14 protein-coding genes are annotated in these 14,721 nt (G+C 68.6%); 4 read left to right on the top strand and 10 right to left on the bottom strand.

Features of this window, described 5'->3' with window-relative positions:
* The first annotated feature begins 221 nt into the window (after window positions 1–221).
* Entirely contained in the window at window positions 222–2,192 is a 1,971-nt protein-coding gene (locus AC5RVZ_RS24975) for a vWA domain-containing protein (protein WP_494068324.1), read from the top strand.
* A gap of 7 nt (window positions 2,193–2,199) precedes the next feature.
* Here the strand turns inward: AC5RVZ_RS24975 and AC5RVZ_RS24970 are convergent, their stop codons facing one another.
* The 5 genes from AC5RVZ_RS24970 to AC5RVZ_RS24950 form a co-directional block, all read right to left on the bottom strand.
* Window positions 2,200–3,534 carry a DUF2254 domain-containing protein gene (locus AC5RVZ_RS24970; RefSeq protein ID WP_494068323.1) on the bottom strand — a complete coding sequence of 445 codons (1,335 nt, stop codon included), beginning with the start codon at window positions 3,532–3,534 and terminating at the stop codon, window positions 2,200–2,202.
* Complete coding sequence (locus AC5RVZ_RS24965) at window positions 3,531–4,163, bottom strand: CG0192-related protein (protein WP_494068322.1); 633 nt, start codon at window positions 4,161–4,163, stop codon at window positions 3,531–3,533. Before AC5RVZ_RS24965 ends, AC5RVZ_RS24970 begins: the two co-directional genes overlap by 4 nt.
* Window positions 4,164–4,250: 87 nt before the next feature.
* The gene (locus AC5RVZ_RS24960; RefSeq protein WP_494068321.1) at window positions 4,251–4,658 is read right to left on the bottom strand and encodes a VOC family protein; all 408 of its coding nucleotides are present in this window, start codon (window positions 4,656–4,658) and stop codon (window positions 4,251–4,253) included.
* 38 nt (window positions 4,659–4,696) lie between these two features.
* Complete coding sequence (locus AC5RVZ_RS24955) at window positions 4,697–5,194, bottom strand: SRPBCC family protein (protein WP_494068320.1); 498 nt, start codon at window positions 5,192–5,194, stop codon at window positions 4,697–4,699.
* 13 nt (window positions 5,195–5,207) lie between these two features.
* Window positions 5,208–5,540: an ArsR/SmtB family transcription factor gene (locus AC5RVZ_RS24950; RefSeq protein ID WP_493977146.1), complete on the bottom strand. Its 333-nt coding sequence runs from the start codon at window positions 5,538–5,540 to the stop codon at window positions 5,208–5,210.
* A 108-nt stretch (window positions 5,541–5,648) separates the two neighbouring features.
* Here AC5RVZ_RS24950 and AC5RVZ_RS24945 point away from each other — a divergent pair, with 108 nt between their 5' ends.
* Window positions 5,649–7,085, top strand: coding sequence for an amino acid permease (locus tag AC5RVZ_RS24945; RefSeq protein WP_494068319.1), 1,437 nt, complete (start codon window positions 5,649–5,651; stop codon window positions 7,083–7,085).
* A gap of 1 nt (window position 7,086) precedes the next feature.
* On the opposite strand, the gene AC5RVZ_RS24940 is transcribed toward AC5RVZ_RS24945, so the two are convergent.
* The 5 genes from AC5RVZ_RS24940 to AC5RVZ_RS24920 form a co-directional block, all read right to left on the bottom strand.
* Entirely contained in the window at window positions 7,087–7,740 is a 654-nt protein-coding gene (locus AC5RVZ_RS24940; protein ID WP_494068318.1) for a GDSL-type esterase/lipase family protein, read from the bottom strand.
* A 213-nt stretch (window positions 7,741–7,953) separates the two neighbouring features.
* Entirely contained in the window at window positions 7,954–8,574 is a 621-nt protein-coding gene (locus AC5RVZ_RS24935; RefSeq protein ID WP_494068317.1) for an RraA family protein, read from the bottom strand.
* Complete coding sequence (locus tag AC5RVZ_RS24930) at window positions 8,567–8,962, bottom strand: RidA family protein (protein WP_494068316.1); 396 nt, start codon at window positions 8,960–8,962, stop codon at window positions 8,567–8,569. The genes AC5RVZ_RS24935 and AC5RVZ_RS24930 overlap by 8 nt, the downstream gene beginning before the upstream one ends.
* The gene (locus tag AC5RVZ_RS24925) at window positions 8,959–10,320 is read right to left on the bottom strand and encodes an MFS transporter (protein ID WP_494013251.1); all 1,362 of its coding nucleotides are present in this window, start codon (window positions 10,318–10,320) and stop codon (window positions 8,959–8,961) included. The genes AC5RVZ_RS24930 and AC5RVZ_RS24925 overlap by 4 nt, the downstream gene beginning before the upstream one ends.
* 194 nt (window positions 10,321–10,514) lie before the next feature.
* Window positions 10,515–11,672 (bottom strand): RsbRD N-terminal domain-containing protein, encoded by a 1,158-nt coding sequence (locus AC5RVZ_RS24920; RefSeq protein WP_494068315.1) that lies wholly within the window; start codon window positions 11,670–11,672, stop codon window positions 10,515–10,517.
* Between the two features lie 117 nt (window positions 11,673–11,789).
* Between AC5RVZ_RS24920 and AC5RVZ_RS24915 the strand changes: the two genes are divergently transcribed.
* Together AC5RVZ_RS24915 and AC5RVZ_RS24910 are read left to right on the top strand one after the other, a co-directional pair.
* Window positions 11,790–13,466 carry a thiamine pyrophosphate-dependent enzyme gene (locus tag AC5RVZ_RS24915; RefSeq protein ID WP_494068594.1) on the top strand — a complete coding sequence of 559 codons (1,677 nt, stop codon included), beginning with the start codon at window positions 11,790–11,792 and terminating at the stop codon, window positions 13,464–13,466.
* Window positions 13,463–14,719 carry a M20 family metallo-hydrolase gene (locus AC5RVZ_RS24910; protein WP_494068314.1) on the top strand — a complete coding sequence of 419 codons (1,257 nt, stop codon included), beginning with the start codon at window positions 13,463–13,465 and terminating at the stop codon, window positions 14,717–14,719. The genes AC5RVZ_RS24915 and AC5RVZ_RS24910 overlap by 4 nt, the downstream gene beginning before the upstream one ends.
* Window positions 14,720–14,721 lie beyond the last annotated feature (2 nt).

The raw sequence follows: 14,721 nt of genomic DNA, 5'->3' as shown, positions 1-14,721 counted from the left end.
CTCAGCCCGGAGGGGCCGACTGGGTGACCTACGCCACGAAAACCTATCCGCCGCGACTCGCGTGGGTCAAATCGAGAACAATCGGGAACATCGTCCCGGCTGGCCCGCGAAGAATCCCGCGGTGAACAAGGGCCGGTATTCCGCTGGCCGGCGGGTGGGCCGCGCTTTGCCGGATATAGTCGGGACGAAATAACGTTTCATCGAGAGAGTCGGTGTCGATTATGAGTGCGAGCGTCGGGGTCTTGAAGGGCGCGCTGGGAGTGGTTGCCGCGCTGGCCATGTTCCTGCCGCAGCAGGTGCCCGCTTGGCAGGTGCCCGTCCCGCAGTCTCCCGCTTCAGGATCCGAAGAGGCCGTGCCGGTGATGCTGATCCTGGACGCTTCCGGCTCCATGCTCAATCCCGACGCCGACGCCAGGGGCACCCTGCGGATGGACGCCGCCAAGGCCGCCGCCACGGAGCTGGTGGAGACCCTGCCGGCGGGATCGCAGCTGGGCCTGATGGTCTACGGCACCAACACGGACAGTTCCCCCGAGGCCCGGGCCGAGGGCTGCAAGGACGTGAGCGTGCTCTCCAAACTGGGCACCGCAGATCCGGGGAAACTTGTGGATCAGATCGACTCGATCAAGGCGTCCGGCTACACCCCGGTGGGCGAGGCGCTGCGCCGGGCCGCAGCGGAGCTTCCCGACGACGGGCCCCGCAGCATCGTGCTGGTGTCCGACGGCATCGACACCTGCTCGCCGCCGCCGCCCTGCGAGGTGGCGAAGGATCTGGCCAAGGACGGCGTGGACCTGGCCATGCACACCATCGGGTTCAAGGTGGACGCGCAGGCGCGCAAGGAGCTCGAATGCATCGCCAAGGCTTCCGGCGGCACTTACGCCGACGCGGACAACGCGGACACGCTGCGCGAGCAGATGGTGATCAAGACCGTGCGCGCCCTTAATCCCTACGACTTCGCCGGCATCCCGGTGACCGGCGGGAAGAGTGCGGCCGGGGCGGCGGACGTGTCCACCGGCCAGTATCTGGACACCTTCGCCACCGGCAGCAAGAGGACTTACGACGGCGGCACGCGCAAGTTCTACAAGGTGCACCTGGATGACGGCGAGCGCCTGCACGTCAGCGCCTCCCTGGTGATGCCGATCCGGGCCGGCAGCATGTCGACGTACAGCAGCCTTGAGCTGGAGGTGCTCGGCCCGGACGGGCAGGAATGCCTGACCCCGGTCCGCGAAGCCCGCGACGAGGCCCGGCTCTCCGACGGCCCGGTCACCGCGGTGCTGTCCACGCCCGCCATGGGCAGCGGCGACAAGGAGTGCCTGGAGCCCGCCGACGGCGGCGACCTGGTGGTCAGCGTGACGCGCAGCGGTCCGGGCTGGCAGGACGACGCGTTACCCATTGAGCTGCTCTTCCTGACCGAGCCAGAGGCCAACACAGCCGGTTTGCCCGAAGCCTACGACTCGGTGACCACGCTCGACCTGCTGAAACCGGGCACCAAGCCGCGGGAGACCACTCCCGGCAACAGCTTCAACTCCGCTCCCGAGCTGGCAGCGGGCAGCTACACTGCCACCCTCATCCCCGGCGAGGTGCACTTCTACAGGGTGCCGGTGGACTACGGGCAGCAGCTGCGCGCCGTCGCAAAACTCGGCGACTACGAGAGGGACATCTACAATCCGTCCTACCTGCAGGTGGGCGTTGCCAATCCGCTGCGCCAGCCGGTGACCATCACCGACGGCACCTCCACCGGCGCCTACGGCATGACCTCCATGGCCGACCCCGGGACCACCGTCGCCGCGAACTTCGCCTCGCCGGTGCGCTACCGCAACGCCGCCGAGGGCACGCACGACGTCCGCACCCTGCACCTAGCCGGTGACTACTACCTCCAGGTGGCAGTGGACCCGCTGTACTTTGAGGACGCCAAGGAAACGGAGATCCCGTACACGCTCACCCTGGATCTGGTCGGCGACGTCGAGCCCGGCCCCGGCACCGCCGAGCCCGATGCTTCGGCCGCGGCCACCGAATCCGCGGTGGCCGAACCGGCGGACCACCAGGCGGGGACGGCAACCATCGTTGCGGTGGCGGACGACGGCGAAGGCCCGGCTTCGGTCCCGGCCCTCGCCTGGGGCATCGGCGCGGCCCTGGTCCTCGCCGCCGGCGCCGCCACCGCCGTCGTGCTCCGCAGGAATCGCGGCGTGAAGTAACGCCGGGCTACCGGCTGTGGCTGTGGTCGGCGGGGTCCGTCTCGTCGGAGGAAAGCGCCTCGAGGCGCCGGAGGTCCTCGGGATGCAGCCCGGGCTGGTCCCGCAGTGCCTCGAGGAGTAATTGCATCTGCCGGTCCAGGGCGGGCGCGTGTTGGGGGTGGCCCTCGGCACGGACGTGAGCGGTGAGCATGCGCAGGACCCGAAGCAGCGCGGCGACCACCTCCGGCTGGTTCAGGCAGGTCTGGCGGAGCTGGTCGAAGGCATGGTTGACGTATTCGCCGTGGTCCAGGTTCCACGGCTGCACGAGGACCCGGCCTGCTCCGTCCCTGAGCGCCTCCGGAGCGAGCGGGGCGGTCAGGACCGCGCGCAGGAGGCTGCCCAGTCGCAGGATGACCTCCACGGCGGTCGTGGGGTCGTTGACGGCCGGGCTCAACGCCCGCAGGCCGATGTCAACGAGCTGCCGGATGGCGAAGTCGACGTCCTGCAGCATGGTCCGCGCGGCGGCCACTTCAATCGCACCGGCCAGCCTTTCCCGGCTGCGTTCCGACGGGGCCGGCCACACGGTGACCAGCGGCTCGCCGGCGTGGATGTAGGCCCCCACGCGGGTCTCCATCCGCACCGTTGTACCGGCAGGGACTGCTGCCAGAAGCTGGCCGCTGTCCACCTGGCTGACCCATCCGCTGGCTTGGCTGGGGACGACGGCGGCATCCTCGGGGACTGGGAAGTCTGCGGCGTCCACGCGCTGCAGGCCGGCGGGCACCCGGTCGCGGGCGGCAACGACGGCTCGGCCCTCGACCGCGATGACCCGGGCGACGTTGCCCACCTGCAGGCCCCGGGCGAGATGGTCCAGGTGGACGATGATCCCCACCACCGTCACCAGCGTGAGGACGACGGCGATCGTCAGGGATACGCGCGGCGCAGGCTCGGTGGGTTCCCCGCTCAGGCTCGGCAGGATGAGGACGCAGTAAAAGAACGTGGCAACCAGCAGGCCGATCACCGCCTGGCTCAGCCGGTCCCGGATGAACGAGCGCATGACGCGGGGGGAGAACTGATCGCTGGCCAATTGCAGGCTGACCACGGTGAGCGAGAAGACGACGCCGACCGTGGTGATCATCGCACCCGCGACGGTGGACAGCAGCCAGGTGGCGGCGTTGCTGCTCATCGCCAGCGTGAGCGGCACGGCAGCGTCGTGACCGAGGGCGTTGTCGACGGCGGTGGCACCGATCGCCAGTGCGATGCCGGCCAGCATCACCACGGCCGGGAAGAGGAAGAGGCTCTCCTTGAAGCGGTAGCGGAAGGCTGCGAGCCGCAGGCCCCAGGCCTGCCCCGGGGCCCGGTTCACCAGGCGGAAGCGAGGATCAGCGGCGACTGGCCCGGCAGCGAGCAGGTCAGGGTCAGGGCACTGCCCGGCCGTTCGCCCGAACCCGGTGCGCGGTAGACGCTCAGTGTCAGCGGGCTGGCGTCGATGGTGGTGACGCTGCCATCGGTGGCGGGCACCGCCGTCGTCGTGGTGGGCACGATGCCGCCGGGGCCGCCGCTGCCGCGCACCGGGAGGGTGCCGGTTGCCGGCTCGAGCTTTCCGTCCACGTCGCGGAACACCTCCGCGCCCGACCCGCCCTGGATGATGACGGTGGCCAGCGCGGTGGCGTACACCGGGTCGGCGCAGGCGTCGTAGATCCAACGGTCGCCGAGCACGGAGTGGTCCATGGTCCCGGCCAGGAACTGGTCGGCTCCCGGCAGCGGTGCGCCCCGGTAAGTCAGCGGGACGTGCAGCACCGGCCCCGTCCCGGCACGGACGAGGTGCGTTTCCATGCCGACCTCTCCGGCCGGATCGTCGAAGCGGAAGGCGCCAAGGTGCTCCAGCTCGGCGGCATCGGCCCCAAGCTGTTGGAACCACGGCTGTTCGGGCAGCCATGCCGCCAGCAGCTCCTGCTTGGTGGGATTCAACACTGCGTCGTAAATGATGGCCATGTTTGTAGCCTACGACGGCAACGCGCAGGATCAACGCCGGGTGCGGCTCCCCTAACGGGAGCCACATCCGGCGTTGATCCGGTGGAACTAGGAGGCGGTGACCTGCCAGAGGTGGTTGTCGGGGTCCGCGAAGACGGCCGAGTAACCCCACGGCTGCCGGCCGGGCTCCATGACGACTTTCGCCCCAGCCTGCCGTGCCGCGTCGGTGGTCGCGTCCACCTCCTCCGGCGAGGCGACCGGCAGGCCCAGCAGGCATTCCGTCTGGTCGCCGGTAGCCATCGGCCGGTTGGCGGTGACCCAGCCGAAGCCCCCGTGCGGTACAAACATCAGCCGCAGGCCCGCGTTGACCTCGAACTGCAGGGGCTCGGGGATGCCGTCGTCGGCGGGTTCGCCGACGGCAGCCAGGCCCAGTGCCCGGTAGAACTCGAACGCTGTGCGGCGGTCCGCCGTCGGCAAAGCCAGGACGGCGGGCTGGCCGGATGGTGCGAGTGGCACGGGTGCTCCTTTCGCTCGCGCTCGCGGGATGCCCGGACTCAGACGGACGCGGGCTCGGCGAGGATGGCGTCGATCTGGCCCATGGCTCCCTGCATGCCCTCGACCATCCCCATCTCGAGCATCTTCTCCAGCTGCTCGGCGGACTCGAACCTGGACTCGGTGGTCATTCGGGTGCGGCCGTCGATGGATTCCAGCGTCACGGTGGCGTAGGTGGTGCCCATGTCCGCCACGGGCTCTCCGTCGTCGTCGGCAAACCCGTCCTCGAAGGCCAGCCGGTGCGGGGCCTCGATGGCGGTGAATTTCCACCAGCCGCCGGCCGTCTCGCCGTCGGGCCCGGTCATGTAGTAACTGGCCCTGCCGCCGGGAGTGAACTCGTGCTTCTCGAAGGTGGCGGGCCACTCGGGCGGTCCCCACCAGCGTTCCAGCTGGCGCGGGTCTTCCCAGAGCTGCCAGACGCGCTCGACGGGTGCGTCGAACTCGGCCACGATGGTGAACTTCAGGCCCTCAAGGTCCTGCTTGGTGTCGGTGATCGGCATGACGGTGTCCTTCCTATCCCTTGGCGAGAATGTCCTGGATCCGGTCAACGCGTTGGCGCCAGAGCATCTCGTATTCGTCGAGCAGGCGACGCGCTCTTCGCACTCCTTCAGGATGAGGCCGCACCATCTGCTCCCTTCCGCGCTTCTCCTTAACCACCAGGGAAGCCCGTTCCAAGACCGCGACGTGTTTCTGTACCGCGGCGAAACTCATCTTGTACCCCGCCGCCAGACCCGACACCGAGAACTCGCCGGTGAGCACCCGGGCGACGATGTCGCGGCGGGTAGCGTCGGCGAGCGCCTGGAAGAGGCGGTCCAACTCGAGGTCACTGACTTGATCTACAACCATTTGGTTGCAGGTTAGTCCCGGAACGGCTGTGGGGTCAAGGGGTGGGGCGTAGAATTGATTGGCCGCATTTTCTACACCGGCCGTCTCCCTCCAGCAAGGTTGTTCTCGATGCCGCAATTCGCGTCCGCGCTCGCGCGTGGCCTGACTGTCCGCCACATCCGTTTCATGGCCCTCGGCTCCGCGATCGGCACCGGCCTGTTCTACGGCTCGGCTGCCGCCATCCAGGCCGCCGGCCCGGCCGTGCTGCTGGCCTACGCCATCGGCGGCGCCGCGGTCTTCCTGGTCATGCGGGCGCTGGGCGAGATGGCGGTGCGGCACCCGGTCTCCGGGTCGTTCGGCCAGTACGCCAGCCGCTACCTGGGGCCGTTCGCAGGGTTCATCACCGGCTGGACGTTCGCGTTCGAGATGGCCATCGTGGCGATCGCGGACGTGACGGCGTTCGGCATCTACATGGGCTTCTGGTTCCCCGAGGTTCCGCGCTGGATCTGGATCCTCGCCGTCGTGTTCTTCATCGCCGCCCTTAACCTGGTCAAGGTCAAGGTGTTCGGCGAGACCGAGTTCTGGCTGTCGCTGGTCAAGGTCGCCGCGATCATCGCCATGATTGTCGGCGGCGCAGCGATCATCGTCTTCGGCTTCGGGCTGCCGGACGGCGCCAACCCGGGCTTGGAAACCATGCTGGGGTCCGGCGGCTTCTTCGCCAACGGATTCTGGGGGCTGCTGGCCTCCTTCTCCATCGTGATGTTTGCGTTCGGCGGCATCGAGACCATCGGCATCACGGCGGGCGAGGCAAAAAACCCGAAGAAGGCGATCCCGGGTGCGATCAATACGGTGCCGGTGCGGATTCTGCTCTTCTACGTCTGCACCCTGGCTGTGCTGATGATGATCTCGCCGTGGGACCGGATCGACGGTTCCACCAGCCCGTTCGTGCAGATCTTCGACATGCTGGGCATCCCGGCGGCCGCGCACATCCTCAACGCCGTGGTGATCACCGCCGCCATTTCCGCCATCAACTCCGACACGTTCGGCGCCGGGCGGATGATGTACGGGCTGGCCGAGCAGGGCCATGCGCCGAAGGCCTTCGCGAAGATTTCCCGGCATGGGGTGCCGTGGATGACGGTGGCGACGATGGCCGCGGTGCTGCTGGCCGGCGTCGTGCTCAATGCGCTCCTGCCGGAGTCGCTGTTCCTGATTGTTGCGTCGATCGCGACGTTCGCCACCGTCTGGGTCTGGCTGATGATCCTGCTCTCCCACATCGCGATGAAGCGGGAGATTGCGCGGAAGGGGCTGCCGGCGTCGGAATTCCCGGTGCCGTTCTGGCCGGTGGCGTCCTACCTGGCGCTGGCGTTCATGGTGTTCATCGTGGTGCTGCTGGGCATCATGCCGGACACGCGGGTGGCGCTGCTGGTGGGCTGTGCGTGGATCGCCCTGCTGTTCGTGGCCTACCGCTTCGGCATCAAGGGCGCCGGGCGGCGCCGCGCGGAGCTGGTGGACGAGACCGGCGTGGACGTGGCCGCGGAACAGTCGCGGACGCCGGCGGAGCAGTAACTCAGGCCCCGATCACCAGGGAGCGTGGGGCGGCCTGCTCGGGGAACAGGTAGGCGCTGATGGCGTGCGCGATCTTGCGGCCGCCCTGTACGGAAGGCTCGATCGGGTTGGCGTAATCGTCGTCTTCGGGGCAGATGAGCCTCAGGTCCACCAGCGCCAGCCCCCGGGCGAAGACGGCCCGGGTGATGTGGTCGTTGAACAGGGCGGCGGCCGACCTGATGATCCGCTGGTCGGGCCCGGAGGGCGGGGTGTCGTAGATGGTGCAGGCCGCCGTCGGCAGCCCTGTCGCCGCGATGGCATCCAGCATCGCGGCATAGCCGGCGCCGAACTTATCCTGGGCATCGGCAAACATGGCCAGGGCCTCGGCCGCCCACACGGCCGGTTCATTGAGCAGGTAGGCGAAGCCCAGGGCGTCGTTCCCGCCGACGCTGATCACCAGGTGCGTGGCGTCCCGCGGGAGGGAACGGAGCTGGCCGGCGACCCCGCTGATGACGGCGCCGTCGAGGGCCAGGAGCGTGGCCTGCCACGCGCGCGGCAGCAGCCCCCGAAGGTGCGTTACGACGTCGGGGCCGCCGGCAACGTAGGCAGCGTTGTCAAACACCGAGTCGCCGAGCAGCACAACGTGGCCGGTGTTACCGGGTGCGTCAGGTGCCATGTCGCCCTCCTAAACCGGGGTCGGTGAGGCTTTTCGGGCCGGCGGGCGGGTACTCGGGCCGGTGAGCACACTTTATCCCCCGCCCGGGACAACCCGGTAGGTTCGCTCCCCGTCCTGGTGGGGCCGCCGGCGGCGGGCAGCGCGGCACAGGCCAGAGGACGAAAGAACCCGGGTGCAGTACTACGCACCCGGGCCCTTTCGCGGACCACTGCACTAGCCGAGGTAGGGCACGTCCTCCAGCGGCTCCCCCGCGGCGATCCGCTTCAGGATCGCCGGCTCGGCATCGTCCGAGGCGATGGCGGAATCGACGACGGCGGCTGCCACCTCGGGCGCCAGCACCACCACTCCGTTCTCATCACCCAAGACAATGTCTCTGGGATTCACGGTGGTGCCGCCGACAGTAACCGCGACACCGAACTGCGACCGGCCGGAACCGTGCCGCTTCGTGGTCAGGCACGTGGTGCCGCGCGCGAACACCGGCAACGCCGCGCCGTCGTTCACCGCCTGCAGATCCGTGAGGTCAGTGACCGGACCGTCCACCAAGATGCCCGCAGCACCGCGGGCACGGGCCGCGGCAGACGTGACCGCACCGACCGGGGCATGGCTCCGGTCCCCGTTCAGGTCCAGAACCAAGACCTCGCCGGGACGAAGCCGGACCAGCGCCTGGTTCACGGCCACCGCGTCTGCGTCGGGAATCAACGCGGTGGCGGCGACCCCCATCATGCGGACGCCCGGCACCATGCTCCGGATGTCCCCGCTGCAGAAGCCGTCCTCAAGGAAGTGGCCCAGGGTGGGGAGACTGACACGGCCGAGCTTCCGCAGCAACTCATCCATGGTCTGCCTCCGGAACCACTCCCACGCACTCGATCTCCAGGGACACGCCCCACAGGCTGACGCACACCGATGTGCGGGCCGGCCGGTGCGGGCCGAAGTACTCGTCGTACACGGCGTTGTATTCCTCGAGCTGGTCCGCACTGGTCAGGTAGGTGTTCACCTTGACCACGTGCTGCAGGCCGCTGCCGGCCTCGACCAGGACCGCTTCCAGGTTCCGGATGGTCTGGCGCACCTGCTCGGAGAAGCTCTCCGGCTGGTCGGCCAGACCGCCCGGCCCCGCCGGGATCTGCCCGGAGGTGAAGACAAAACCGTTTGCCACCACCGCCTGGGAGTAGGGCCCGACCGGCCCCACCGCACCCGGCGCGGCAGTGATTCGGCGAATACTCACGATTCCGCCTTGGCAAATGCCTTCACGGTGTCCGTGTTGTCCACGGCGTCGATGTCGCCGTGGCGGGTCTCCGTCAGGAGGTACAGCGCGATGAGGGAGAGTACCGCCGCGCCCATGATGTACCAGGCGATGGATGTGCTCTGTCCGGTGGCCGCCAGCAACGCCACGGTGATCGCGGGAGTCGCCGCGGAACCCAGCAGGCCGGAGAGCATGTAGGACACGGACAGTCCCGAGTAACGGACCTTGGACCCGAACAGCTCGGCGAGGAAGGTCGCGATCGGTCCGTAGTTGGCGGAGAAGGCGAGCATCATCAGGCCGTAGGCAACGAAGAGCAGCGGCTCAGATCCGGAGTTCAGCAGCCAGAAGAACGGGAAGGCCAGGAGGGCCTCGGCGATGATGCCGGCGAAGATGATGGGCTTACGGCCCACGCGGTCCGAGAGCCGCCCGAAGAAGGGGATGGCGACGAACGCCAGCGCGCAGGCGAACATGACCACCCAGAGCATCTTGTCCTTGGAGTAGCCGAGTTCCGCGGTGCCGTAGTTGACGCCGGAAGCCACCAGAAGGGTGAAGGTGCTGCCCGTGGAGAGGGTGGCGACGCCGCCCAGGATAACCTGCTTCCAGTAGCGCTTCATCAGGTAGGCGAACGGAAGCTTGGCCTTGGCCCCGGTCTCGCGGACCATCTGGAAGGACGGGGTCTCCTCGATGTTGAGGCGGATGTAGATTCCGACCGCAACCAGGACGGCGGAGAGGAGGAACGGGACGCGCCAGCCCCAGCTGAGCAGGGCCTCGTCGCTCATGGTGGAGGCCACGATGAGGAAGGCGACGTTGGCCAGCAGGGTTCCGATCGGAACACCGATCTGCACCATGGAGCCGAAGAAGCCGCGGCGGTTCTCCGGCGCGTGCTCGACGGTCATGAGCACCGCGCCGCCCCATTCGCCGCCGAGCGCCAGCCCCTGGATGAGCCTGAGCAGCAGGAGCAGCAGCGGCGCCGCCACACCGATGGTGTAGTAGTCCGGCACCAGGCCGATGGCAAAGGTCGCCGCGCCCATGGTCATGAGCGAGATCAGCAGCATGGACTTGCGGCCCAGCCGGTCGCCGAAGTGACCGAACAGGATGGCCCCCACCATGCGGGCAAGGTAGGCCGACGCGAAGGTCAGGAACGAGAGGATGGTGCCGACGGCGCCGTCGAGCTCGGGGAAGAAGATCCGGTTGAACACCAGCGCGGACGCGGTGCCGAAAAGAAACAGGTCGTACCACTCGACGGTGGTGCCGATGACGCTTGCCGTGGATATCTTCCGCATCTTCCGGCGGTCCAGGCGGGCCGCGGCCGCGCTGGTGGGTGTCACATGCTGGGACATTGCATCTCCAATAGGGGTGCGAGGTGGGTCGGGCGGCAAAGCCGCGTGCTCGTGCTGAGCGCATTCGAATCGTTTACCCACTATCCCGGCGTGTAGCGTGCCTCACAATCGCTAAGCACACACGTTTCGGGCCCCAAGGCTGGGCATCTGCACACCCGCGCCGGGGCAGCCCCTTCAGGCCCCCGGGATTTGCCTCATGCCCAGGCGACAACCGCGCGGGCCGCCTCCACGGGTTTCATCAGGTCGATCCCGGTCAGGTCCTTGAACCGCTTGAGCCGGTTCAAGATGGTGTTGCGGTGGCAGTAGAGGTGTTCAGCGGTTTCGGTCACGCTCCCGTTCCGCATGAAGCAGAGCACGGTTTCTTCCAGCCGGTCGCGTTCGTCCGGCCGGCAAGCTGCCAGCTGTGCCTCGAGTCCGGCCCTGACATCGATGCCGATTCCTGCCATCCGCAGGCGGGTCAGGCGGGTCCAGTTTTCATCGACGGTCAACGGTTGCCGGTCACTGCTGTTGACCAGATCGCTGAGCACGGCGGCGATCCTCGCCGCCGGCGTCAATTCCCCGAGTCCGAGCACGGGACCGTGCACGCCGCAGGGCACGGACGCCAGCGGGGCGGGGACCCGCACCCCGCCGAGGTCCTGCATCCCCTGCGTTTCGGGCCAGAACACGTACGTGTACTTGTCCGCCTGATGCAGGAATGCCGGCGCCCCGCGGTGTGAGTAGGACGCGAGCTGCCGCAGCGCCGCGGCGGCTTTCCCCTGCGCGGCGGCTATTCCGAAACGGCCATCCGGGTTCACATCAAACGCCGTGGCGAAGCGATTCCGGGTCTCCGGCAGCTGTCCCTCCGGCCCGAACAACGCGGCCACGAACTCGTGCCGCACGTCCGCTTCCTCCCGGGCCATGATTATGCGTTCGGCGAGATAGCTGGAATGGGCGGCGGCGGCGTAGTCGTCAACAACCTTCCAGACGGATTCCACCCGGCTTGTCAGCATGGCGGCGTCCTCGGGGCCCGACAGCGCAAGCAGGCTGCCCCAGATCACCGGAAAGTCGAGGCGCACGGCGGAGATCAGCGCCTCGGGCGGCACACCCTGACGTGCCCGGCGGGCGCCCAGTTCCTCCGCAAACTTCAGCAGGTCGGGATAGGAAGCGGGTTCCTTCAGGCAGTCCAGGATCAGCTCGAGCGACCCCGCCGCCGTCGACTCCAGGTCGTCGGGGCCGACCAGGTCGTGCGCGTAGCCAGGGATGCTCCGCACGCGGTTGACGAAATCCGTCTTCAACGGCCCGGCCTGCTGCCGCAGCCGCGCCACCAGCCCGGCCCAGGCCTGGTCGGACATCTCGTCAAGGGCTGTGTGCATGAGCACAGTCTAAACGCGGCAAAGGGGTTGGCTTCAGCTAGTTACTTCGCATCTGGGGCCTGCCAGCATGGAACGAGACAAAGACCGAAGGAAGGGAACAGCGTGAGCACTACAGCCATGCCAAAGGCCGGCAGGTCCGGCAGCGCAGGCGCGGGCATCAGCGCGGGACATCTGATCGTGGCGCAGCTCGAGGCGGCCGGGGTGAAACGTGTCTACGGCGTCCCGGGCGAGAGCTTCCTCGACGTCTTGGACGGCCTGCACGATTCCCCGATCACCACCGTGGTCACCCGCCACGAGGGAGGCGCCGGGTTCATGGCGTTGGCCGAGGGCCGGCTGACCGACCTTCCCGGCATCGCGATGGTGACGCGCGGGCCCGGCGCGGCGAACGCGTTCATCTCCGTCCACACCGCCTACCAGGACGCCACCCCCCTGGTGCTCTTCGTCGGTCTCATCCCCGTGGCCGATCGCGGGCGTGAATCGTTCCAGGAGTTCGACATCCACGCCTGGTTCGGCAGCACCGCCAAGAAGGTATTGGTCCTCGACCATGCAGCCTCGGCGGCCGCGATGGTGGACGACGCCATCCACACGGCCCTCAGCGGCCGGCCTGGCCCGGTGGTCATCGGCCTCCCCGAGGACGTCCTCACCCACCTGGTCCCGGGCGGGACCCCGGTGGTTCCGCGCGCCCTGGCGCGCACGGCGCCGTCGTCGTCGGCATTGCAGGAGTTCGACACGAGGCTGGCGCAGGCCAGCCGGCCCATGATCGTGGTGGGCGGCGAAAGCTGGACGCAGGAGTCCGGCGAGGCGCTGGCCCGCTGGGCGGCCGGGCGGGGAATACCCGTGGCCGCAGACTTCCGCGCCTATGATGCCGTGCCGCACCGGCTCGACGGCGGCAACAGCTACGTGGGGTCGCTCGGCTACGCCCGCAGTGACGCGCTGGCTGCGCGGTTCGACAAGTCGGACCTGCTGGTGTTCATCGGCTGCCCGCGCGCCGACGTCCTCAGCGACGGGTACACCGCCGGCCTGGACGCCGAGACCGTGGTGGTGATGCCCGGCGACACCCTGGGGCACTTCGGGCGGCTCGACCAGCACATCGTGGCCGATCCGATTGCGTTCACCGAGGCCCTTGCCGGGCTCGCGGCGACCGGGGCCGCCGAGCCGTCCTGGCTGCCCGACGCACGCGCCGAGTACGAGCGCTTCAGCTCCCCGGTGCCGCTCGACGGCGGCCGGGGCGTGGACCTGAACGAGTGCATGGCGGTGCTGCGCGAGGAACTGGACGACGACGCCGTCATCACCTACGGCGCGGGAAACCACGCGCTGTGGCCGGCACGCTACCTGCCGCACTCGGCGGCGGATTCGCTCGTGGCCCCGCGCAACGGCGCGATGGGGGTCGGCATCCCTGCCGCCGTGGCTGCGGGATTGATCTTCCCCGGCCGGCAGGTGGTCTCCGTGGCCGGCGACGGCTGCTTCCTCATGAACGGGCAGGAGTTCGGGACGGCCGCGGCGTACGGCAGCGCACCGGTGGTCATCGTGGTGGACAACGGCTGCTTCGCGACCATTCGCGAGCACCAGGAGCGCAGCTATCCGGGCCGCCCGTCGGGCACGGGGCTCACCAACCCGGACTTCGCGCAGTGGGCCCAGTCCTTCGGCGGCTACGGCGAGCGGGTGGAGCGGACCGCGGATTTCCGCGATGCCTTCCGCCGCGCCGTCGACAGCGGCAAGCCCGCCCTGCTGCACGTGCTGCAGGACCCATCCGTGCGGTCACCCCAGATCGGAGAACAGGAAGACGCGCGATGAGCGAACAAAATTCTCACGAAGACGCACGCTTCTTGCGGGACTTCGAGGTGCTGAGCGGGTTCGGGGCGACGGAGAACGGCGGGGTACACCGAATGGCCGCGTCGGCGGCTGACGGCGAGCAGCGGCGGTGGTTCACCGAACTGCTGGAGGCGGAGGGCTTCCGCGTGGAATTCGACCAGGTAGGCAACCAATTCGGCCTGCTGGAGTTGGTGCCGGACGCGCCGTACGTTGTGGTGGGCTCGCACTTGGACTCCCAGCCGACCGCGGGAAAGTACGACGGCGCCTACGGGGTCCTCGCCGCCGCGCACGCCGCCTTCCGGCTGGCCGCCGAATGGCGCTCCTCCGGCGTCGTGCCGCAGCACAATCTGGCGGTCGTGAACTGGTTCAACGAGGAGGGTGCGCGCTTCAAGCCCTCGATGATGGGCAGCTCGGTCTACACCGGAAAAATGACCGCCGCTGCCGCGTTGGCGGTGGAGGACCCGGCCGGCATTACGGTCGCGGAAGCGCTGCAATCCATCGGGTGCCTCGGGTCCGGCACGGGGCCGGCGGCGGCCTACTGCGCCGAGATCCACATCGAGCAGGGCCGGAGCATGGAGCGCGACGGCGTCACGATCGGCCTGGTGGATTCGAACTGGGCGGCGAACAAATACGAGTTCGTGGTGCACGGCGAGCAGTCGCACACCGGTTCCACGGTGATCGCGGACCGGAAGGACGCCCTGCTGGGGGCCTCGATGCTGGTGGTGGCGGCGCGGGAGATCGCGGACCGGTTCCCCGGCGTCCTGCACACCTCCGTGGGCCAGCTCGACGTGTATCCGAATTCCCCCGTCGTCGTGCCGTCCCGGGTGAACCTGTTGCTTGACCTGCGCTCTGCCGACGAGGCGGTACTGGCCGAGTCCGACCAGATGCTGCACGAGCGGATGCTGCAGATCGAGCGGGCCGCGAACGTGCGGATCGAGAAGGGCGGCTCCCACTGCTGGCCGGTGATGCCCTACCAGCCCGAGGGCGTGGAGCTGGCCGAAAAGGCCGCGGTCGACCTCGGCCTGTCCTATCGGAAGGTGAAGACCCTGGCCGGGCATGACTCGACGAACATGAAGGACATCGTTCCGACGATCATGCTCTTCGTGCCCTCGGTCGAGGGCATCTCGCACAACGAGCACGAGTACACCCGGGACGAGGACATCGTGGCCGGCCTGCACATGCTCACGGACGTGGTCCGGCGTCTGTGCCACGGCGAGCTGGACCGCGCGGAATAGCC

The sequence above is a fragment of the Arthrobacter sp. Cza30 genome, assembly GCF_059090765.1.
This window is presented reverse-complemented; position numbering and strand designations above follow the sequence as displayed.

Excerpts from the sequence above, each read along its gene's own strand:
- AC5RVZ_RS24945 (WP_494068319.1), top strand. The coding sequence starts at position 5,649 with ATGCCGCAATTCGCGTCCGCGCTCGCGCGTGGCCTGACTGTCCGCCAC.
- AC5RVZ_RS24965 (WP_494068322.1), bottom strand. The coding sequence starts at position 4,163 with ATGGCCATCATTTACGACGCAGTGTTGAATCCCACCAAGCAGGAGCTG.
- AC5RVZ_RS24925 (WP_494013251.1), bottom strand. The coding sequence starts at position 10,320 with ATGTCCCAGCATGTGACACCCACCAGCGCGGCCGCGGCCCGCCTGGAC.
- AC5RVZ_RS24950 (WP_493977146.1), bottom strand. The coding sequence starts at position 5,540 with ATGGTTGTAGATCAAGTCAGTGACCTCGAGTTGGACCGCCTCTTCCAG.
- AC5RVZ_RS24920 (WP_494068315.1), bottom strand. The coding sequence starts at position 11,672 with ATGCACACAGCCCTTGACGAGATGTCCGACCAGGCCTGGGCCGGGCTG.
- AC5RVZ_RS24915 (WP_494068594.1), top strand. The coding sequence starts at position 11,790 with ATGCCAAAGGCCGGCAGGTCCGGCAGCGCAGGCGCGGGCATCAGCGCG.
- AC5RVZ_RS24975 (WP_494068324.1), top strand. The coding sequence starts at position 222 with ATGAGTGCGAGCGTCGGGGTCTTGAAGGGCGCGCTGGGAGTGGTTGCC.
- AC5RVZ_RS24910 (WP_494068314.1), top strand. The coding sequence starts at position 13,463 with ATGAGCGAACAAAATTCTCACGAAGACGCACGCTTCTTGCGGGACTTC.
- AC5RVZ_RS24955 (WP_494068320.1), bottom strand. The coding sequence starts at position 5,194 with ATGCCGATCACCGACACCAAGCAGGACCTTGAGGGCCTGAAGTTCACC.
- AC5RVZ_RS24940 (WP_494068318.1), bottom strand. The coding sequence starts at position 7,740 with ATGGCACCTGACGCACCCGGTAACACCGGCCACGTTGTGCTGCTCGGC.
- AC5RVZ_RS24935 (WP_494068317.1), bottom strand. The coding sequence starts at position 8,574 with ATGGATGAGTTGCTGCGGAAGCTCGGCCGTGTCAGTCTCCCCACCCTG.